This is a genomic window from Inquilinus sp. KBS0705 (genome assembly GCA_005938025.2).
Lineage (GTDB): Bacteria > Bacteroidota > Bacteroidia > Sphingobacteriales > Sphingobacteriaceae > Mucilaginibacter.
The window spans coordinates 422,770-444,190 of sequence record VCCI02000001.1 but is presented as its reverse complement, the minus strand read 5'-3'; the positions used below and the strand labels follow the sequence as shown (position 1 = coordinate 444,190).

Below are 21,421 nucleotides of genomic sequence, written 5' to 3'. Positions count from 1 at the left end.
TATTAGCTAACAGTTTGATATTGTTGTTTTTCCAATACCCTTTTATACTCTTTAGGGTATACTTTAATAAATTGACTTGAAACCTTGTTCCAGTTTTTAAGAATGGCTGATGCCACCTTACTACCTGTTAGGTTAATATGTTTTTTAAGTAAGGCGATTATTTGTTCCTCATCCTGTATCGATAGCGGGTCAAGGTCTACCATTTCTTTATTACAGTTATCGGCAAAAGTGTTGTTTGGGTTGTATATCCATGCTAAACCACCGCTCATGCCTGCTGCAAAGTTTCGACCTGTTTCTCCTAATATTAAGGCGCGGCCACCGGTCATGTATTCGCAACCATGGTCGCCAATACCTTCAACAACCGTTGTAGCACCCGAGTTACGCACAGCAAAACGTTCGCCCGCCATACCGCGAATAAATAACTCGCCCGATGTTGCACCGTAAAGTGCTACGTTACCTATAATAATGTTATCCTCGGGTTTAAAGGTTGCATTTGCAGCCGGATAAATAGCCAGTTGCGCGCCGGATAAGCCTTTACCTACGTAGTCATTAGCTTCGCCTTCCAGTTCAAACGAAATACCCTTTGTGGTGAAAGCACCAAAGCTTTGCCCTGCCGAACCTTTAAATTTATAATTGATGGTATTGTCAGGCAAACCTGCCGATCCATAAATTTTTGATATTTCGTTTGACAGTAACGTACCTATGGTGCGGTCAACATTCTTCACATCAAAGGTTGCAAATACAGGGGTCTTATCTTCAAGCGCTGCCTTTGCATTTCTAAGCAGTTCCCAATCTAATATGGCATCCATACCGTGGTCTTGGTTTTCGCTATTGTAAAGCGTTTGACCTTTGTTAATAGTAACTGGGTGCAATATACCGCTCAGGTCTATCTTCTTAGCTTTCCAGCTTTGCAGGTTATCTTTTACTTTAAGGAACTGCACACGACCAACCATCTCGTTAACCGTACGGAAACCTAACTCGGCCATTATCTCGCGCATCTCCTCGGCCATAAAGCGGAATAAATTCACTACGTGATCCGGCTTACCGCTAAACAATTTCCTTAATTCAGGGTCTTGCGTGGCCACACCCACAGGACAAGTATTTAAATGGCATTTACGCATCATAATACAGCCACCGGCAACAAGGGCAGCAGTAGCCACACCCCATTCTTCGGCACCCATTAGGGTTGCAATAGCTAAATCGCGGCCTGTTTTTAACTGGCCATCTGTTTGTAATACTACGCGGCTGCGTAATTGGTTACGTACCAATGTTTGGTGTGCTTCGGCGAGGCCAAGTTCCCATGGTAAACCCGCATGTTTTATCGAGCTTATTGGCGATGCACCGGTACCACCATCGTAACCGGCAACTAAAATAACATCGGCATGTGCCTTTGCTACACCGGCGGCTATAGTACCTACCCCTGCTTTTGATACCAACTTAACATTGATACGGGCAGCGCGGTTGGCATTCTTTAAATCAAAAATAAGTTGAGCCAAATCCTCAATAGAATAAATATCATGGTGCGGCGGCGGCGATATCAAGCCTACGCCAGGTGTTGAGTGGCGTGTACGTGCTATCCAGTCGTCAACCTTATGGCCCGGCAATTGCCCGCCCTCACCAGGTTTAGCTCCTTGTGCCATTTTTATCTGCAGCTCATCGGCATTGGTCAGGTAGTTTGATGTTACCCCGAAACGCGCCGATGCAACTTGCTTTATAGCCGAACGCATCGAGTCGCCATTTGGCATTTTCTCGTAACGCAGTTCATCTTCACCGCCTTCGCCGGTATTGCTTTTTCCACCGATGCGGTTCATGGCTATAGCCATTGTGCTATGTGCCTCGTGCGATATCGAACCAAACGACATGGCACCTGTAGCAAAACGCTTCATGATGTTTTCTGCCGGTTCAACCTCATCTAAGCTGATAGATTCGCGGTGATGGGCAAAATCAAGCAAACCACGTATGGTAAAATGCTTGTCGGTTTGCTCGTTAATTACCGCTGCATAGTTTTTATAAACGCTATAGCTGTTGCTGCGTGTTGCGTGTTGCAATAAGTGTACTGTAGTTGGATTAAATAAGTGCGCCTCGCCCCTGCGTTTCCATTGGTAAATACCACCTTCGGGCAGTAAGTGCGGGCCCGATTTTGAGCCGCCAAAACCAATTTTATGCTTACAAAGTGACTCGCGGGCTATTTCATCAAGCCCTAAACCGCCTATGCGGGTTACAGCACCAGAGAAATAACGATCAACCACTTCTTTGTTCAATCCTAATATTTCAAAAACCTGCGAGCCGTGGTATGATTGCAATGTTGATATACCCATTTTAGAGAATATCTTCAGCAAGCCATCGTTTATCGACTTTACATAATTTTTGTACAAGTACTTAATATCAATGTCAGTTTCTAACTGCCCGTTGTTTTTCAAAGTCTCGATGGTAGACAGTGCCAGGTATGGGTTGATAGCAGTTGCGCCAAATGCCAGTAAAGTAGCAAAGTGGTGTACTTCCCATGCGTCGCCGGTTTCGGCAACTATACCTACTGCACCACGACGGCCTTTCTTTATTAAATGGTGATGCACCGCCGAAACAGCCAACAACATAGGTATTGGCGCATGTTCAGAGTCGATAGCGCGGTCGCTTAATATTAATACCTCAAAGCCGTCATCAACCGAGTCTTCGGCATAGCGGCAAAGCCTTGCTATACCTTTTTCCAGCGACCCCGGGTTACCATCGGCATTGTAATAGGTTTGCAGCGTTTTGGCATGAAACAAGCCGGTATCAATACTGCGCAGTTTTTCTAACTGGTGGTTTTTAAGTATAGGATGATCAAGCACTACGCAATGGCAATGCATTTTATCCTCATCGAGCAGGTTACCGTTGTTACCTATAAAGGTAGCAAGGCTCATTACCAAACGCTCGCGTATAGGGTCTATCGGCGGGTTGGTTACCTGGGCAAAAAACTGCTTAAAGTAACTTGACAGGTGCTGTGGCTTGTCAGACAATATGGCCAAAGGCACATCAGTACCCATTGATCCTATTGGCTCTTTACCATCCAATGCCATTGGCTTAATAATGGTATCAATATCCTCGCGGCTGTAACCAAACACCTGCTGATAACGAAAAACCGAATCGGCGGTAAGGCTGGCAAATGCCAAACGTGGTTCGGCCAGTTCACCTAAACGTATCTTATAATTCTCTAACCAGCGGCCATATGGCTGCTGCGAGCTTACTTGTTTCTTAATTTCTTCGTCTGTTATGATACGGCCCTTCTCGGTGTCGATCAATAACATTTTACCGGGCTGTAAACGGCCTTTTCTAACAACGGTGCTTTCGTCAATAGTTAAGGTCCCGGCTTCAGATGCAGCAATTACACGGCCATCGTTGGTAATTACATAGCGCAGCGGGCGCAGGCCATTTCTATCTAAAAGGGCACCCACCAGCTTACCGTCAGTAAAGGTAATGGCTGCAGGGCCATCCCATGGCTCCATCAAAGTAGCGTGATACTCGTAAAACGCCTTTTTAAGCGGGTCCATTTGTTCATTGCCATCCCATGCCTCGGGTACCAGCATCATCATTACGTGTGGTAACGAGCGGCCTGTATGCAGCAATATTTCGATAATGTTATCCAAACAAGCCGAATCGGATTGGTTGTTATCTATAACAGGTAATAGCATTTCCATTTCTTCGCCTGTGAAGTACGATGAAACATAAGATTTTAAACCCGAGTAAAACCAGTTTAGGTTACCCGTAAGTGTATTTATCTCGCCATTATGCGCCATTAAGCGGAATGGCTGAGCCAATTTCCATGATGGGAAGGTATTGGTTGAGAAACGCGAATGTATCATAGCAAAGCCCGATGCCATGCGCGGATCTGTAAGGTCATTAAAGTATTTACGCAGCTGGTAAGTAGTAACCTGCCCTTTATAAACTATGGTTTTGCATGATAGCGAGGTAAAGTAAAAATACTCCGCTGCTGCAGGTAAGGTTTCGGTAATAGTTTTGTTGATGTAACGGCGCAGCACATATAGTTTACGCTCAAAATCCTCAGCATTGGTAATATGGTGCGGCCTTGATATAAAAAGCTGCTCGCAGTCAGGTTCGGCCTGGCGGGCTGTTTCGCCAATAGCCCCGGAGTCTACTGTAAGCTTACGGTAACCCAGCATGTGCAGTCCAAGTTTTTCTATAGCTGCTGCAATAACCTTGCGGCTTGCCTTTTTTAAAGCTGGCTCTTTAGGGAAAAATATCATACCCACCCCGTACTCGCCGGGCTCGGGTAGGCTTATCTCTAAATTAGAGCATTCTTCCATTAAAAATTCATGCGGAAGTTGTATTAATATACCTGCACCATCACCTGTCTCGGGGTCGCAGCCGCAAGCGCCGCGGTGCTCCATATTTTCCAGCATGGTTAATGCATCGTCAATTATATGGTTAGATTTATGACCATTAATATTGGTTATAAATCCTGTTCCGCAGGAGTCGTGCTCAAATTCGGGCCTGTAAAGGCCTTGCTGGTTACAATCAGTCTGATCCATATTCTCATCCGTTTATTTAGGACACGGGTAATAACGAAATTACTAAAATTTCGATATTTTTATAATCTAATCATATATTTTTTAAAAATCATTAAAACTACGTGGTTTTTTTATGATATAATTATTAAGTCGACAAAAAACGTCTGCTTTATATGCGAACTTTATAATTTTATATATATAATTGATATGCACACATAGTAAATACCGCTATTAGCTTACTTTTGCCGAAATTTGAGTTTTACCTTATAATATATGACTGAAAAGATCAAAGCTGTTTTCCTTGACCGGGATGGTGTGTTAAACCGCGAAATGGGCGATTATGTATGCAAATTAGAGGATTTCCATATACTGGATAATTTTGCAGCGCTTAAAGAGTTGCAAGACCGCGGCTACATGCTTTTAGTAGCAACTAACCAGGGTGGTTTAGCAAAAGGCTGGTATACCGAAAATGAATTAAGCAAAATGCACCAGCACTTAAAAGAGGTATACCAACAACACGGTGTAGAGATAACAGATTTTTTTTACTGCCCCCACCACCCCAACTTTACAGGCGACTGCGATTGCCGCAAACCAAAACCAGGCTTACTATTACAAGGCATCGAAAAATATAATGTAGACCCTGCCCTATCTTATTTTATTGGCGACCGCGAGCGGGACGTTGAAGCAGGCACTGCTGCCGGGGTAAAAGGTATATTAATAAATAGCGACCAGCCTATAAGCACCGTGCTTGATCTGATAGATTAGCTATAGATCATCATATTTAAACGCTTATTTTTAGGTATTTAATTCTAAAATTTAAACAATCTGCTCTATTTATCCTTTATAAGCCTGAATGGTATCAACAAAAAACATAAGAAACTACGATACGCTGCTGTTTGCAGCATTAGGGTTTTATGCTATATACCTGTTCACCAGCTATAGCGGTATTGGCATATCGCCCGATTCGATAATGTATACCAGTGCGGCTCGCAGTTTTGTAGCACAAGGCACTTTACATACGTTTAACCATATCCCTATTGTTGATTTCCCGGTATTTTACCCTGTTTTTTTAGGCGTTATATCTTTAATTAGCCATACGGACCCGGTTGTTTTCGGCCCAATACTTAACGAAATACTGTTCTCTAGCCTTATATTCACCAGCGGATGGATCATGTCGCGCTTCGTGCCTTCATCGCGGGTGTATAAATGGTTAATGCTGGCAGCAATTTTACTTAGCCCGGCTTTGTTGCAGGTATATTCTTATTTGTGGTCAGAGACTTTGTTTATACTCGAGGTATTGTTCTTCCTGATCGCCTTTCGCGAATATTTGTTAAAGCATACTATTAAAACGTTGATTATAGCGGCAGCTATTGCTGCTGTAGCCTGCGTTACGCGCTACGCGGCGGTTACCATTGTGGGCACGGGCGGTTTGTTATTACTGCTTGACAGGGTTTTGCCGCTTAAAAAGAAGATCGCCCACATTATTATATATGGCCTGGTTTGTATATCGCTATTGGTAACCAATTTGGTTGTTAACGCAACCATTACCGGCACTGTAACCGGCCCACGCGAGCCATCCATAACTCCATTCTTAAAAAATCTATATTATTTTGGTACCGTATTTTGCGATTGGATGGGCCTTACGCCCGATCAATATTATTTAGCTACGCCATTGGCCAGTATTATATTGCTTGGCTTTATAGCCGCGCTCGCTTATAATTATTACCGCAGGCACCTGGATAGTTTTGAGAACCTGGCTATTACCTTTGCACTGGTATACGGGTTGTTTATTGTGCTATCATCCACCTTTTCGCGCTACGAGCGTATCAACCACCGTTTATTATCGCCTATGTACATACCCGCTCTGTGGGGTTATACAAGTTGGGGGCTACTCCTGCTAAAACGCATAGCGGCTAAGCAAACCCGGACGATTGTGGCCGCAATTTTCACCCTGTTGATGCTTGGCTTTTTAACCAAGGTATTTTTGATTGATAAGCACCGCTACACCGACCAGATAGCCGACGAATATGGCAACCCGGGATATACAGATAACAGCTGGATGGAATCGGAATTCGCGGCTTATTTAAAACAGATGGATAAAAAGATGTTTGACCCGAAGGTTATCATTTACTCTGATGCGCACGAAGCTGTTTATTTCTTCTCGGGCCTATCATCCTATCTGGTGCCGCACAAATTCTTTAAAAAGGACGTAGCCAAGTTTTATACCCAAAAACATTACTACTTAATTTGGTTTAACAACCTGGAAAACCCCGAGCTGGTAAATATTAAGGATATTGAAAAGCAGAACCCATTAAAGCTGATCAAAAAATTCCCCGAGGGGGCTATTTATGAGTATGATGCAAGCCAGCCACCGGTTAAATAGTGTATATAAATCAAAATTAAATTTTATTGTAAGTATAAAATAAGGTGTAAAAGACAATTTAATTTTGATTTAATAAACAACTCTATATATTTGCAGCACTTATCTATAGTACTACTATAAAAAATGGGACAGTTTAAACTACATCATCTTCATCTGCATCACCACCCGGTGATGAATAGATAATGTATGTTTCTACGCGAAATAACAACCCCCGTTTTTTTTTACTTATAGTATTACCTTTAAATCAAACTTGTGAAAACATTAAAAATAGCGATCCAAAAATCGGGTCGGCTCAACGAAAAGTCCGTTGAATTATTAAAAAATTGCGGCCTTAATTTCGAAAATTACAAAAGCTCGCTTATCTCCCCGGTATCAAACTTTCCTTTAGAAATTCTTTTTTTGCGCGATGATGATATCCCCGAATACGTACAGGATGGCATTGCCGACCTGGGCATAGTTGGCGAAAACGTGATACAGGAAACTGAGGTCGAAGTAAGCTACCTGCAAAAGCTTGGTTTTGGTAAATGCTCGCTAAAAATTGCGGTGCCTAATAACAACAGCATCGAAAATCTGCAACAGCTAAACGGCAAATCTATAGCTACCACCTACCCTATTATTTTGGGCAAATACCTAAAACAACAAGGTATAACGTCGGATATCCGCACCATTTCAGGCTCGGTTGAAATTTCGCCCGGCCTGGGTTTAAGCGATGCCATTTGCGACTTGGTATCAACCGGCGGCACATTAAAAAGTAACGGCCTGGTACCTTTTGCCGATGTAATGGCCAGCGAGGCCGTATTAATTGGCGGCATAGGTAGCGAGAATAATGATTTGGTGCAAGAATTGATACAGCGTATACAATCGGTACTGCGTGCCAAAGAAACCAAGTATGTGGTACTTAACGTAGAGCGTAAAAATCTGGATGCCGTAACCGCACTATTGCCGGGTGTTAAAAGCCCATCGGTAGTGCCATTGGCCGAGGGCGATTGGGTAGCTGTACACACCGTTATACCCGAGCGCGATTTTTGGGACCGTATAAGCCTGCTTAAACAAGCCGGCGCACAAGGCATTGTAGTAATGCCGATAGAGAAGATAATATTATAAGCCTCACATAAATCCTCTCCAAAAGAGAGGATTTTAAGAGGTTTTTCATAAAAGCTCCCTCTCCTTTGGAGAGGGATGGGGTAAGGCACATATGGAAACATTCAATTATTCTGATTTAACAACTGCAGATATTCAAAAGCTGGTACAGCGCAATGTTGACCCGGCGAATGAGATACGCACTTTGGTTGAGGACGTAATAGAAAACGTAAGGCAACATGGCGATAGGGCTTTGATTGATTACGCCCATAAGTTTGATAAGGTAGAATTAACCAAACTTTACCTTGACCGTACCGAACTGCAGGAAATTGCACAAGCTGTTACCGAAGACCAGCAGGAAGCTTTGCAAACCGCTTATGCCAATATTTATAAGTTTCATAAAGCGCAAATAAGGCCCGAGGATAAGGTAGAAACCATGCCCGGCGTAACTTGCTGGCGCGAATTAAGGGCGATAGAAAGGGTTGGCCTCTATATTCCCGGCGGAACGGCGGTTTTACCATCAACATTTTTAATGCTGGGCATACCCGCGCGTATTGCTGGTTGCGGCGAAATTGTAGTATGCTCTCCACCGCAAAAAAATGGAAAGGTAAATGCCTTTATTGCTTATGTAGCTTTAATGCTGGGTATTGATAAAGTTTATTTGGCAGGTGGCTCGCAAGCGGTTGCCGCAATGGCCTACGGTACCGAAACCATCACCAAAGTTGATAAGATATTTGGCCCGGGCAACCAGTTTGTTACCAAGGCTAAAACCATTATACAAAGTACTACTACCACCGCTATTGATATGCCAGCCGGCCCATCTGAAGTATTGGTAATTGCCGATAAAACGGCCAAACCTACCTACGTCGCAGCAGACTTACTGGCACAAGCCGAACATGGTATAGATAGCCAGTCGATACTGGTGTGTACATCGCAAAGTATTGCCGACGCCGCGATAGCCGAGGTAGAGAAACAACTATCCGTTTTACCACGTGCCGAAATTGCCAAACAGGCTATCGATAATTCGTACATCATCATCACCAAAAATTTGGATGAAGCTATGGAGTTTAGTAACCAGTATGCACCCGAGCACCTGATACTTGCTACAGAAAGCTGGCAACAGCTTACGCCAAAGATTATCAACGCCGGTTCGGTATTCCTGGGTAATTTAACACCCGAAAGTGCCGGCGATTATGCGTCAGGCACTAACCATACACTGCCAACCAGCAGTTATGCAAAAGCATATTCGGGCGTATCAGTAGATTCTTTTGTGAAAAAGATCACGTTTCAGTACTTAACTGAAGAGGGCATACAAAACATAGGCCCATCGGTAGAGATACTGGCCGAAATGGAAGGCTTGCACGCGCACAGGAATGCAGTGAGTGTGAGGATGAACAGACAAAATTAACCCTGTGTCATTGCGAGGAGTGTAGCGACGCGGCAAACTCGTCGCTGATGCATGAACGCTAATTGCAGGCGAGGAGATTGCCACGCTGACGCTCGCAATGACATAGTTTAAATAGCATACGATAACATGTTTGATATAAACACCCTTTTACGCACTAACATTAAAAACCTAACGCCCTACTCTTCCGCACGGGATGAGTATACCGGCGAGGCCAGCGTTTTTTTGGATGCAAATGAGAATGCATTTGGTTCGCCGCTTAGTACGGCTTATAACCGCTACCCCGACCCAATGCAGTATAAAGTTAAAATGCGCCTGAGCGAAATTAAAGGCGTACCCGCCCGTAACATATTTGTCGGTAACGGCAGCGACGAGGCTATTGATATCCTTTTCCGCAGTTTTTGTAACCCCGGTATTGATAACGTTATAATTGTGCCGCCTACCTACGGCATGTACCAGGTATCGGCCAATATAAACGATGTAGAGGCACGCAAAGTACTGCTGACAGATGATTACCAGCTAAACCTGGAAGGCATTGCAGAGGCCATAGATGAGCGTACCAAGCTTATATTTATCTGCTCGCCCAATAACCCTACCGGCAACTCAATTAACCGCGATGATATTGAAACCCTGCTGGCCAACTTTAACGGCATTGTAGTAATAGATGAGGCCTATATCAATTTTAGTCGCCAAAAAACATATATACAGGAATTAACCGAATATGCCAACCTGGTAGTTATGCAAACCCTCAGCAAAGCATGGGGCCTTGCGGGCCTGCGTGTAGGGATGGCCTTTGCCAGCGAAGAGATCATAGAGGTGATGAACAAGGTAAAACCACCCTATAATGTTAACGAGGCATCGCAGCAACTGGCTTTAGAGGCGCTAAACAATGTAACACAGGTAAACACCTGGATAAAGGAGACTTTAGCAGAGCGCGATAAATTGGTGCTTACCTTAAAAGACTTTGCCTTTGTACTGGATATTTACCCTTCGGATGCTAATTTTATACTGGTAAAAACCACCGATGCAAAAGGCATTTACAATTATCTGGTGCAAAATGGCATCATCATTCGCAACCGAAATAATGTTGAACTTTGCGAGGGTTGCCTGCGCATTACCATTGGTACACCCGATGAAAACAAAATATTGACCGACACTTTACAGCAATACAAATGAGCCAGCTGCAAAAAATATTATTTATAGACCGCGACGGTACCCTTATCAACGAAACACCCGATGAGCAGATAGACTCGTTCGCTAAACTAACGTTTTACCCTGGTGCATTGCAATACCTGCCTAAAATTGTCGCCGAGCTGGATTATGAACTGGTAATGGTAACCAATCAGGATGGTTTGGGCACATCGGTTTATCCCGAAGATACCTTTTGGCCGGTGCATAACTTCATCATCAAAACATTCGAGAATGAGGGTGTAAACTTTACCGATCAGGCGATTGACCGCACATTTGCTAAAGACAACGCCCCTACCCGCAAACCATCAACCGGTTTGCTTACCAAGTACCTTGATGCTACTAAATACGATCTGAAAAACTCCTTTACCATTGGCGATCGTAAGAATGATGTATTGCTGGCGAAAAACTTAGGTGCTAAGGCCATCTGGATAAACAACCACTCTAACTTAGGTGGCAACGAGTTTAACGAGAATGACCATATTGCCGATACCATAGCCCTTGAAACAACTGTGTGGAAAGAAATATACGAATTTTTAAAATTAGGTGAGCGTGTAGTTGAACACCGCCGCACTACCAAAGAAACCGATATATATATAAAACTAAACCTTGATGGAACAGGTGAAGCCAAAGTATCAACCGGTCTGCACTTTTTTGACCACATGTTGGATCAGATAGCCCGCCATGGCGGTATCAACCTTACTGTTGAGGCTAAAGGCGACTTGCATATTGACGAGCACCATACCATTGAAGATACAGGCATTGCTTTAGGCGAGGTTTTTGCTACTGCATTAGGCAATAAAATGGGTATAGAACGTTATGGCTTTTGCCTGCCTATGGACGATTGCCTGGCACAGGCGGCTATTGATTTTGGCGGCCGCAACTGGATAGTTTGGGAAGCTGATTTTAAACGCGAAAAAGTGGGCGATGTGCCTACCGAAATGTTTTATCACTTCTTTAAATCATTCAGCGACGCCTCAAAATGCAACCTGAATATTAAGGCAGAGGGACAAAACGAACATCATAAAATAGAAGCTATATTTAAAGCCTTTGCCAAAGCCATAAAAATGGCCGTAAAGCGCGATGTAAATAAAATGGTTTTACCCTCTACTAAAGGGTTACTGTAGTAGCAGGCTTAAGTAGCAGTGGCAGTTAAAATGCTGCCACTACTACTGCCACTCTAAACTAAAAAAATGATAGGTATAATACGATACGGAGCCGGGAACATATTCTCGTTAACTGCAGCTTTAGACAGGTTGGGTATTGCCTATGGCATGGTACATACCGAGGCCGATTTTGACCAGTACGACCGCTATATTATACCGGGTGTTGGCCATGCAGGCGCCGCTATGCACAAGTTAGAGCAAAGCGGCATGGTTGATAAGATAAAAGCGCTTAAAAAACCAACCCTGGGTATTTGCGTTGGCATGCAAATGTTAACCAGTTGGAGCGAAGAAGGTGATGCTGATATGCTAAATCTATTCCCCGTAAAAACGCTTAAGTTTAAAAAAACTGCTTCGTTTAAAGTGCCACATACGGGCTGGAATCAAGTATATTTTGAAAAAGAAAACCCTCTTTTTGAAAATATTTCAACCGGATCACACTTTTACTTTGTACATTCATACTTTATTGAGTTTGACCCAACATATACTTTGTCATCAACCAGTTATATAAATAAATTTTCGGCATCAATTTGGCAGGGTAATTTCTACGGTGTACAGTTTCACCCCGAGAAGTCTGGCGTACATGGCGAAACATTGTTAAAAAACTTTTCAAAAATTTAAAAAATGTACATAATTCCTGCAATAGATATTCTGAATAAAAAGGTAGTAAGGCTGCGCGAGGGTGATTACAAGCAGGTAACAGAATATGATGTTACACTTGAAGAAATGATAGAAAGGTACCAAAGCAACGGTACCAATTTTATACATATCATAGACCTTAACGGCGCTAAAAACGATTTTAGCAACCAGCAATACCTGTTTGATGTGATACGCAAAACCGATATGCAGGTACAGTATGGTGGCGGCATACGCAGTATTGATAAGGTAAAAGAATTGATCGATGCCGGTGTACACCGCGTTATTGTAGGTACCCAGGCCTTAACCAACCCTACATTTTTAGATGAGCTAAGCAAAGAGATTTGCGGTAAAGAAAAATGCAGCGACCAGGTGGTTATTGCAATTGATGTGCTCGACGAAGTGATCAAATACTCGGGTTGGATGGAAAGCTCGCCTATTAAACTGATGGATTATGTTGACAAGTGCCTTGCGCTTGGTTTCTTCCGTTTTTTATGTACCGATATTAATAAAGATGGCAAACTGGGCGGTGCCGGTGTAGAGCTTTACGAAAAACTGCTCGACCATTCACCGTTTATCAAACTGATCGCATCGGGTGGTGTAAGCTCAATGGCCGATATTGAAGAGTTGAGTAAAATTAAGGTGGAAGCCTGCGTAGTAGGCAAGGCCATTTACGAAAACCATATCAGCATAGAAGATGTAAAAAACTGGAATTTAGAAAGTCTAATGTCCATTTAAATCCGATGCCCCCCAGCCCCCTGAAGGGGGAGTTTTTGAAGTGCAACCATTGATTATATGAGCAAAAAACTATTTCTTGGTGCGGCTGCTCAAATTTTCAAAAATGCTAAAGCGTTAAGAAATAACATGACCCTTGCCGAAACAATTCTATGGGGAAATATAAAAGGAAACCAATTAGGCACAAAGTTTAGAAGGCAACATCCGTTAGGGATTTACATTGCTGATTTTTATTCTCATCAATGTAAGTTAATAATAGAATTAGATGGGGGTATACATTACTTACCCGATGTAGCAGCAAATGATCTAATAAGGCAAGCTCATCTTGAAGCTGATGGCTATAAAATTTTACGATTTACAAATCAGGAAGTATTTAATCAACTAGAAAAAAAGTATTGTCAACCATTAAACAAAACCTTAGCTCCCCCTTTAGGGGGCCGGGGGGCCTCGCTAAACGAATAATCCCCTGCCTTGACGTTAAAGACGGCCGCACTGTAAAAGGTGTAAACTTTGTTGACCTGCGCGATGCCGGCGACCCGGTTGAACTGGCCTGGAACTACTCGCAGCAAGGTGCCGACGAATTGGTTTTTTTAGATATTACCGCTACGGTAGAACGCCGCAAAACCATGGTTGAATTGGTTAAAGCAGTGGCAAGGCAAATAAACATTCCTTTTACTATTGGTGGTGGCATTAACGAAATTGCCGATGCCGATGCGTTGCTAAATGCCGGTGCCGATAAAATATCTATCAATTCAGCCGCGGTACGCAACCCGGGTTTAATTGATGAACTGGCCAAAGCATTTGGGGTACAATTTGTAATAGTAGCGGTCGACACCCGTGTAATGGGCAATAAAAACATTGTACATTTAAACGGTGGCCGCTTACCAACCGAAAAAGAAACAAAAGACTGGATATTGGAAGCGGAAAGCCGTGGCGCAGGCGAAATACTGCTTACCTCTATGGATCATGACGGTACTAAGGGTGGCTTTGATAATGGCTTGCTAAAAAATATAAATGATGCCGTAAACATCCCGGTAATAGCTTCAGGCGGGGCCGGGTCGGTACAGCATTTTGTAGATGTATTTGAAAAAACTAATGTAGACGCCGCTTTGGCAGCTTCGGTATTCCACTACGGTGAAATACTGATACCCGACTTAAAAACGGTTTTAAAACAAAATAATATTGAGGTAAGAGAAGTGTAAGCTCCTATCTCCAAGCGTCATTGCGAGGCACGAAGCAATCTCCCGATCGGCATATCCTATATGCATAGTTCTGAGATTGCTTCGTTCCTCGCAATGACGTATCGTAAAAAGTAAATATAATGAATATCGATTTTAACAAAACAGACGGCTTAGTACCGGTGATCATACAAGACGAGCAAACTCTTGAAGTGCTGATGCTGGGTTATATGAACCGGGAGGCTTACGATAAAACCTTGCAGGAAAACATTGTCACGTTTTTTTCCCGTTCAAAAAACCGTTTGTGGACAAAGGGCGAAACCAGCCAAAACTACCTGCATGTTAAGAGTATTGATATTGATTGCGATAACGATACCCTGCTTATAAAAGTAAAAGCCGACGGCCCTACCTGCCATACAGGGTCGCGCAGCTGCTTTAATACAGCCTATAACCAAAACTTTATACTACAGTTAGAGAATATTATTGCCGACAGGTATGCTAACCCGCAGGAAGGATCGTATATCAATAAACTGCGCCAAAAAGGTCTCAATAAAATAGCCCAGAAAGTGGGCGAAGAAGGTGTTGAAACCGTTATTGCTGCACTAGCAGAAACTGAGACCGACCTGATCAACGAATCGTCTGACCTGGTGTTTCACCTGCTGGTATTGTTAAAAGAAAAGGGCTTAAATTTGGAGCGTATAGCTAAAAATTTAGAGGAAAGACATAAATAAGTCCATAGTCGATAGTCAATGGTCCATAGTAATTGGATTTGCAACTATGGTCTATGGTCTATCGACCATTGACTAAAATGATCACTGTAGAAAAAACAGCAGAACTTACCGGCCACGGCAACCCTATATTTACTTTGGAAATGTCGCAAAAGCCGGGTATATTGTTTACCGGCGGTAACGATAAGGGTTTGGTAGAGTGGAGCCTGAATACCAACGCCTTTATTAAGGTGATGTTCCCGGTGCCGGCTTCTATTTACGCTATCCATTGCCCGCTTGGTTATCCCCTGTTATTTGCAGGCTTGCGCAGCGGCGAGGTGCTGGTGTTTAATTTTATCGAGCAAAAAATAACACATCGCTTAAGGCACCATATCAAGCCCGTTTTTGATATTAAATCATCGCCAAAAAAGGATGAATTATTGGTAGCCAATGAAGATGGCACCGTATCCGTTTGGAGCCTAAAAACGCTCGAATTATTGCATACCATACAGGTAGCAGATGATACTGTGCGTTGCATCACCATAAACCCGGCTGAAGACCGTGTTGCTTTTGGCTGCCGCGATAACCGCATCATTATTTACGACCTTGACGATTACAGTGTTATTAAAGCCCTGATTGGCCACACCATGTCTGTTTTCGCCTTGCAGTACGCTCCAAATGGCGACTACCTGGTTTCGGGTGCACGTGATGCCCAGGTGAAGATATGGGACAATAAAACCTACAACCTTATACAAAATATACCCGCACATTTGTTTGCTGTTAACCACATTGCTTTTCACCCTAACCGACCCTATTTTGCCACCGCCAGTATGGATAAAAGCATAAAAATATGGGATGCCGAAGATTTTAAGCTGCGTAAGATCATCAGCCGCGAAAAGGGCCATGCCAGCCATGCCTTATCTATAAACAAATTGGCCTGGAACGGCGATCAGCTATTATCCGTAAGTGATGATAAAAAGGTAATAATTTGGGATATGGCCTTTTAAATATAGCGTTTGATCACCTTAAGCCCGTGCGTATAACGTTTAAGCTCTTCCGAGTATATGCCCTGGTTCTCTATCGTATCAATTTTTACCTTGCCCGATGCATGTATAATTTCGCCGCTATTAAGCAAAATACCTACGTGGGTAATGCGCCCTTCGGCATTTTCAAAAAACGCCATATCGCCCAACTTCGCCTGCGAAAGTGTTTCAACCGGCTTGCCTTCTTCGGCTTGCTGCCAGGCATCCCGCTTTATATTAATGCCGTAAAGCCTAAAAACAGCCTGTGTAAAGCCCGAGCAATCAATACCAAAGTGTGTACGGCCACCCCATTGGTAGGGTGCGTTTAAAAACGATTTTGCAATATTGCCAATATTATCTGCCTGGCCCATATCGCCAATTATTTCAAACTTTTGGTTGCCAATATAGCTGGTGGTACCTTCTAAAAAAGCCAGTGAACTGCCTACACATAAAAAAATGATAGAGTTATCTACTATTTTCCAGGCTTGTGTAATTGGGCGGTAAGTTAAAGGCGGTGGGGTTTGTAAAAGGCGCTTGTAGGCCACATGCCCCAGCATAATAAACTGCAAACGGTCTATCCAGCCGGTATAGCTATCAATAGATGTAATTATTTTCACCCATTTTTCTTTCCATTCTACAATTTCAAAAGCTTCACCAAATAGCACCTGCGATACCTGTTCGCTACGGTCGCTGGGCTCGGCCCTTAAAGGTATCACCGCAAGATTACAAATTCCGTATTCCATATAGTTTTAATAGACAAGCATTATACGCTAATGGCCGATTAAAGTTACATCAAATAAAAAGGGGAAAGTATTATAAATACCCTCCCCTTTATATAAAATTAATTTATATAATTACTCGTTCATGTGCAGCCAATCTTTTTTGGCCAGCAGTTCTTCTTCTGTTTCGCGTACATCCTCATCGTCTACACAACAGTCAACCGGGCAAACAGCCGCACACTGTGGTTCGTCATGAAAACCAACACACTCGGTACATTTGTCGGGTACTATGTAATAGATATCGTCAGACAAAGCAGCCTGTGCTTCTTCGGCATTAAGGGTGTTACCGTCTCCAAAATCAATTAGCCCCTTTAAGCCCGTACCGTCAGAAAAACGCCAGGAAGCACCTGCATCATAAATAGCATTATTCGGGCACTCTGGTTCGCAGGCCCCGCAGTTTATGCATTCATCGGTGATTATAATCGCCATATTGTTTAAATATTCTTAATTCTCAATTAACTTTGCTCAACTTGCAAAGTATGCAAATATAACAAAAAAAGGCTTTAAGGGTTTAGCTGCATAACATATATATGTCAAAAATTTATAATATCAATACGGTAAACACATTCGCCGCCTTAGGTGATCAGCTGGCGGCACCCAATGCGCAGCTATTAGATATCATTGAGAACGAGCGCCAATACAACGCATGGTTTACACCCGAAAGCGTTTTAAACGCCGTTAAAGCCACCGGCCAAATGTTAAACAGCACCGATCTGGAAAAATGGCTAAGCAACTACCCCGAGCCAAAAAATAGTGGCAAAAAGGTAGGCCTGGTATTGGCGGGCAACATCCCGTTGGTGGGTTTTCATGATGTACTTTGTGTATTGGCCAGCGGTAACCACGCCTTAATTAAAGCATCATCGCAAGATGCACGGCTGATTAAATATGTGCTTAACAAGTTGGTGAAAATAGAACCTGCCTACACCGATAGATTTAGCTTTGTAGAGCGCCTGGAAGGTTTTGACGCCATTATTGCAACCGGCAGCAACAATACATCGCGCTATTTTGAGTATTATTTTGGCAATGTGCCCAACATTATCCGCAAAAACCGTAATAGCATAGCCCTGCTCACCGGTAACGAAACCGCCGAAGAGTTAGCCGCACTCGGTCACGATATTTTTGATTACTTTGGTTTGGGCTGCCGTAATGTATCTAAATTACTAGTACCCCAAGGTTATGTTTTCAACTTCTTTTTTGAATCGATAGAGCATTTTGCCCCTATCATCCATCACCATAAATACAACAACAATTACGATTACAACAAATCTATATACCTGGTAAACCGCGATGAGCATTTAGACAATGGCTTTTTGCTGCTTAAGCACGATACTCGCCTAACATCGCCCCTGGCATGCTTATTTTACGAGAATTATGATAGCCTTGCATCAGCACAAATACAATTAGAAGAACAAAGCGAACAGTTGCAGTGCATAGTAACCAATGCTCCGCTGCAAACCAGAAACCAGGTAGTAACTTTTGGCCAAAGCCAGCATCCGCAATTGTGGGATTATGCCGATGGTATTGATACGATGGATTTTTTGTCAAATCTTTAAAATTACAATACCTTTGGGGATATCAGTCTATGGACTATAGACCATGGACCATGGACAGAGAAATGTATATAATAAAAGTAAAAGGCGTTGCCAAAATACCCGACTATGTACAGTTAAGGGACGATAAATTTACGCTGCTGGCATATTTTAGGGTAGACAGGCCCGAAAAATCGTTGGATAAAGTTGGCCTTGCCGATAAGTATGAATACATAATGGGCGTTATAAAAGACCTGCCCTTTGGTAAAATATTAAAATTAGAGCTTTAAAAATAAGATGATCGGAAACTCTATTATAAAATTGAATGGTGTTGATATTTTCCAGCAAAAGCACCTGGTACTGTCAAATGTAAACCTGCATATTGATAAAGGCGATTTTGTGTGGCTTATAGGCCAAACCGGATCGGGCAAAAGCAGCTTGCTAAAAGTTATTTACGGCGATCTGCATGTTTCAAGCGGTACCGGCCATGCCTGCGGCTACGAGCTAAGCAAACTGGCCACTAAGGATGTACCCTACCTGCGCCGTAAGCTAGGCATTGTTTTCCAGGATTTTCAGTTACTAACCGATAGGTCTGTTGAGCAAAACCTGCATTTTGTTTTACGCGCCACCGGCTGGACAGATAAGGCACAAATAGCCAACCGCATATTGGATGTGCTCGAAAAGGTAGGCTTGCGCTCTAAATTAAAAAAAATGCCCCATGAGCTATCAGGCGGCGAGCAGCAACGGGTGGTTATAGCGCGCGCGCTGTTAAACAACCCCGAGATAATACTGGCCGATGAGCCTACCGGCAACCTTGACCCTGATACATCCGAAGAGATAGTGATGCTGCTTAAACAAATAAGCCAATCGGGTACGGCGGTATTAATTGCCACACACGATTATCACATCATCCGCACCTTCCCGTCGCGCATTATTAAGTGCGAGAATGGTAAAGTATTAGAGGATGTGCAGATAGCATAGTTCAGTTGGCAGTACGTCTTTTTAATAGCAGCGGCGGTTGCAGTAGCAGCCTGCCAATCCCTATTATCAACACTTTTTAAAGGCTGCCAGTGCTACTGCAATTGCCACTATTGAGCTCCACATTTCAAATTCTGCCACTGCCAGTGCTACTGCAACTAACATTTTGCCACTATTTACATAAAACCCATAATCATGCTGACACCTTGTCGGGTTTGGTGCTATGGCAAGGTACTTGATTAGCACTATGAGCTATGAATTTTAATGACATGTTAAAGAAAAAAAAGAAGGATAATTCAGAAACACCTGAAAACGCTGCGGAAATGAACAATGATAACGGACAGGTTGACGGGCAGGAAACTGCTACGCAGACTGACAACGTTGAAGAAGAAATAACTTCGCCCGAGGAAGTGTTTAAACAGGAACTATCCCTGGCCAACGATAAATATTTAAGGCTTTATGCCGAGTTTGACAACTTTAGGCGCCGTACTATTAAAGAACGTGAAGAAGCCCGCAAAACAGAAGGTAAAGATGTTATTGTAGCTTTATTGCCGGTATTAGATGATTTTGAGCGCGCTTTAAAGGCAATGGAAACCGCTACAGATGTAGCCCCTGTTAAACAAGGCATCGAGCTGATACAAACAAAATTAAAAAATGCACTGGCACAAAAAGGTTTAAAAGAGATGGTATCAATAGGTACCCCTTTTGATGCCGACCTGCACGAAGCCATTACCAATATACCTGCACCTACCGATGATTTAAAAGGTAAAGTGATAGACGAGATGGAAAAAGGCTACGAGCTCAACGAAAAAGTGATTCGCTTTGCAAAAGTGATTGTAGGAGCGTAATTTGATTTCGAATGTCGGATTTTCAATTTCGAATTGAAAATCAGGCTTAAATAACAGGTAGTACACTAAATCCGAAATCGAACATTCGAAATTCGAAATAAATAAAAATATGGCTAAGAGAGATTACTACGATGTGCTGGGGATTAGCAAAGGTGCTGATGCCGATGAAATAAAAAAAGCATACCGTAAAATGGCTATTAAATATCACCCTGATAAAAACGAAGGTGATAAAGCAGCCGAAGAAAAATTTAAAGAAGCTGCCGAAGCTTACGAAGTACTAAGCTCGCCCGAAAAACGCCAGCGTTACGATCAGTTTGGCCATGCGGCTAATGCATCATCGCCTAATGGTGGTGGTTACGGCGGCGGCAGCATGAACATGGACGACATATTTAGCCAGTTTGGTGATATTTTTGGCGGCGGCAGCCCGTTCGAAGGCTTTTTTGGCGGCGGTGGCGGCAGGCAGGGCGGCGGCAGGCGTGTAGCCCGCGGCAGCAACCTGCGCATTAAAGTAAGGCTATCATTAGAAGAGATTGCCAACGGTGCCGAAAAGAAGATAAAGGTAAATAAACAAATACTTTGTAAAACCTGCGACGGTACCGGCGCAAAAGATAAATCATCGTTCCAAACGTGTAAAACATGCGGTGGCGCTGGTTCGGTGCGCAGGGTTACCAATACTATTTTGGGCCAGATGCAAACTACCAGCACCTGCCCTACCTGTAACGGCGAAGGCTCTATCATTACTTCAAAATGTAATGTGTGCCACGGCGAGGGTGTAACACGCGGCGAAGAAACCATTACCATTAACGTACCTGCAGGTGTAAGCGAAGGAATGCAGCTAAGCATGAGCGGCAAAGGTAACGCTGCCCCGCGCGGCGGTGTACCCGGCGACCTGATCATACTGATTGAAGAGATACCGCACGAAACCTTAAAACGCGATGGCAACAACGTGATATTTGACCTGCATGTAAACTTTGTTGATGCAGCTTTAGGTACCAGTGTTGAAGTACCAACTATTGATGGCAAGGCCAAAATTAAAATTGAGCCGGGCACGCAAGGCGGTAAAATACTGCGTTTAAAAGGCAAGGGTGTACCCGAAGTAAACTCGTACCACCGCGGCGACCAACTGATACACATCAACATTTGGACGCCAAAGGCCCTAAGCCGCGAAGAACGCGAGATATTAGAGAAACTGCAAAGCTCGCCCAACTTTAAACCCAACCCGGGCAAAAACGAAAAAAGCTTTTTTGAACGGATGAAGGAATACTTTGAGTAGAGGCGAAAGTTA

20 protein-coding genes are annotated in these 21,421 nt (G+C 43.3%); 17 read left to right on the top strand and 3 right to left on the bottom strand.

Features of this window, described 5'->3' with window-relative positions:
• Positions 1-2: 2 nt before the first annotated feature.
• Entirely contained in the window at positions 3-4,526 is a 4,524-nt protein-coding gene (gltB, locus tag FFF34_002045; GenBank protein TSD66205.1) for a glutamate synthase large subunit, read from the bottom strand.
• 252 nt (positions 4,527-4,778) lie between these two features.
• Between gltB and FFF34_002040 the strand changes: the two genes are divergently transcribed.
• From FFF34_002040 to FFF34_001985, 12 genes are all read left to right on the top strand, one after another.
• The gene (locus FFF34_002040; GenBank protein TSD66204.1) at positions 4,779-5,270 is read left to right on the top strand and encodes an HAD family hydrolase; all 492 of its coding nucleotides are present in this window, start codon (positions 4,779-4,781) and stop codon (positions 5,268-5,270) included.
• 88 nt (positions 5,271-5,358) lie between these two features.
• Positions 5,359-6,888, top strand: coding sequence for a hypothetical protein (locus tag FFF34_002035; GenBank protein ID TSD66203.1), 1,530 nt, complete (start codon positions 5,359-5,361; stop codon positions 6,886-6,888).
• A gap of 252 nt (positions 6,889-7,140) precedes the next feature.
• Entirely contained in the window at positions 7,141-7,992 is an 852-nt protein-coding gene (locus FFF34_002030) for an ATP phosphoribosyltransferase (GenBank protein TSD66202.1), read from the top strand.
• A gap of 91 nt (positions 7,993-8,083) precedes the next feature.
• Positions 8,084-9,376, top strand: a complete 1,293-nt coding sequence (gene hisD, locus FFF34_002025) for a histidinol dehydrogenase (protein TSD66201.1) — start codon at positions 8,084-8,086, stop codon at positions 9,374-9,376.
• Between the two features lie 126 nt (positions 9,377-9,502).
• On the top strand, positions 9,503-10,549 hold the full coding sequence (hisC, locus tag FFF34_002020; GenBank protein ID TSD66200.1) for a histidinol-phosphate transaminase: 1,047 nt from the start codon (positions 9,503-9,505) through the stop codon (positions 10,547-10,549).
• 5 nt (positions 10,550-10,554) lie between these two features.
• The gene (gene hisB, locus FFF34_002015) at positions 10,555-11,688 is read left to right on the top strand and encodes a bifunctional histidinol-phosphatase/imidazoleglycerol-phosphate dehydratase HisB (GenBank protein TSD67937.1); all 1,134 of its coding nucleotides are present in this window, start codon (positions 10,555-10,557) and stop codon (positions 11,686-11,688) included.
• A gap of 66 nt (positions 11,689-11,754) precedes the next feature.
• Positions 11,755-12,345: an imidazole glycerol phosphate synthase subunit HisH gene (gene hisH, locus FFF34_002010; GenBank protein ID TSD66199.1), complete on the top strand. Its 591-nt coding sequence runs from the start codon at positions 11,755-11,757 to the stop codon at positions 12,343-12,345.
• A 3-nt stretch (positions 12,346-12,348) separates the two neighbouring features.
• On the top strand, positions 12,349-13,098 hold the full coding sequence (locus FFF34_002005; protein ID TSD66198.1) for a 1-(5-phosphoribosyl)-5-[(5-phosphoribosylamino)methylideneamino] imidazole-4-carboxamide isomerase: 750 nt from the start codon (positions 12,349-12,351) through the stop codon (positions 13,096-13,098).
• Between the two features lie 57 nt (positions 13,099-13,155).
• Complete coding sequence (locus FFF34_002000) at positions 13,156-13,557, top strand: endonuclease domain-containing protein (protein TSD66197.1); 402 nt, start codon at positions 13,156-13,158, stop codon at positions 13,555-13,557.
• Positions 13,500-14,297, top strand: coding sequence for an imidazole glycerol phosphate synthase subunit HisF (gene hisF, locus FFF34_001995; protein ID TSD67936.1), 798 nt, complete (start codon positions 13,500-13,502; stop codon positions 14,295-14,297). Before FFF34_002000 ends, hisF begins: the two co-directional genes overlap by 58 nt.
• A 119-nt stretch (positions 14,298-14,416) precedes the next feature.
• Positions 14,417-15,004, top strand: coding sequence for a bifunctional phosphoribosyl-AMP cyclohydrolase/phosphoribosyl-ATP diphosphatase HisIE (locus FFF34_001990; protein TSD66196.1), 588 nt, complete (start codon positions 14,417-14,419; stop codon positions 15,002-15,004).
• Positions 15,005-15,081: 77 nt separating this feature from the next.
• Positions 15,082-15,987 carry a WD40 repeat domain-containing protein gene (locus FFF34_001985; GenBank protein ID TSD66195.1) on the top strand — a complete coding sequence of 302 codons (906 nt, stop codon included), beginning with the start codon at positions 15,082-15,084 and terminating at the stop codon, positions 15,985-15,987.
• Here the strand turns inward: FFF34_001985 and FFF34_001980 are convergent.
• Both FFF34_001980 and FFF34_001975 read right to left on the bottom strand, forming a co-directional pair.
• Entirely contained in the window at positions 15,984-16,745 is a 762-nt protein-coding gene (locus FFF34_001980; protein ID TSD66194.1) for an NlpC/P60 family protein, read from the bottom strand. The genes FFF34_001985 and FFF34_001980 overlap by 4 nt on opposite strands.
• Before the next feature lie 111 nt (positions 16,746-16,856).
• Positions 16,857-17,210 carry a 4Fe-4S dicluster domain-containing protein gene (locus FFF34_001975; GenBank protein TSD66193.1) on the bottom strand — a complete coding sequence of 118 codons (354 nt, stop codon included), beginning with the start codon at positions 17,208-17,210 and terminating at the stop codon, positions 16,857-16,859.
• Positions 17,211-17,311: 101 nt separating this feature from the next.
• Here FFF34_001975 and FFF34_001970 point away from each other — a divergent pair, with 101 nt between their 5' ends.
• The 5 genes from FFF34_001970 to dnaJ all read left to right on the top strand — a co-directional run bounded on the left by FFF34_001970 (position 17,312) and on the right by dnaJ (position 21,409).
• Entirely contained in the window at positions 17,312-18,334 is a 1,023-nt protein-coding gene (locus tag FFF34_001970; protein TSD66192.1) for an acyl-CoA reductase, read from the top strand.
• Between the two features lie 62 nt (positions 18,335-18,396).
• Complete coding sequence (locus FFF34_001965; GenBank protein ID TSD67935.1) at positions 18,397-18,600, top strand: fructose-6-phosphate aldolase; 204 nt, start codon at positions 18,397-18,399, stop codon at positions 18,598-18,600.
• Between the two features lie 7 nt (positions 18,601-18,607).
• Positions 18,608-19,291: an ATP-binding cassette domain-containing protein gene (locus tag FFF34_001960; GenBank protein ID TSD66191.1), complete on the top strand. Its 684-nt coding sequence runs from the start codon at positions 18,608-18,610 to the stop codon at positions 19,289-19,291.
• A gap of 266 nt (positions 19,292-19,557) precedes the next feature.
• Positions 19,558-20,136: a nucleotide exchange factor GrpE gene (grpE, locus tag FFF34_001955; protein TSD66190.1), complete on the top strand. Its 579-nt coding sequence runs from the start codon at positions 19,558-19,560 to the stop codon at positions 20,134-20,136.
• 109 nt (positions 20,137-20,245) lie between these two features.
• Positions 20,246-21,409, top strand: coding sequence for a molecular chaperone DnaJ (gene dnaJ / locus FFF34_001950; protein ID TSD66189.1), 1,164 nt, complete (start codon positions 20,246-20,248; stop codon positions 21,407-21,409).
• Positions 21,410-21,421: the final 12 nt, after the last annotated feature.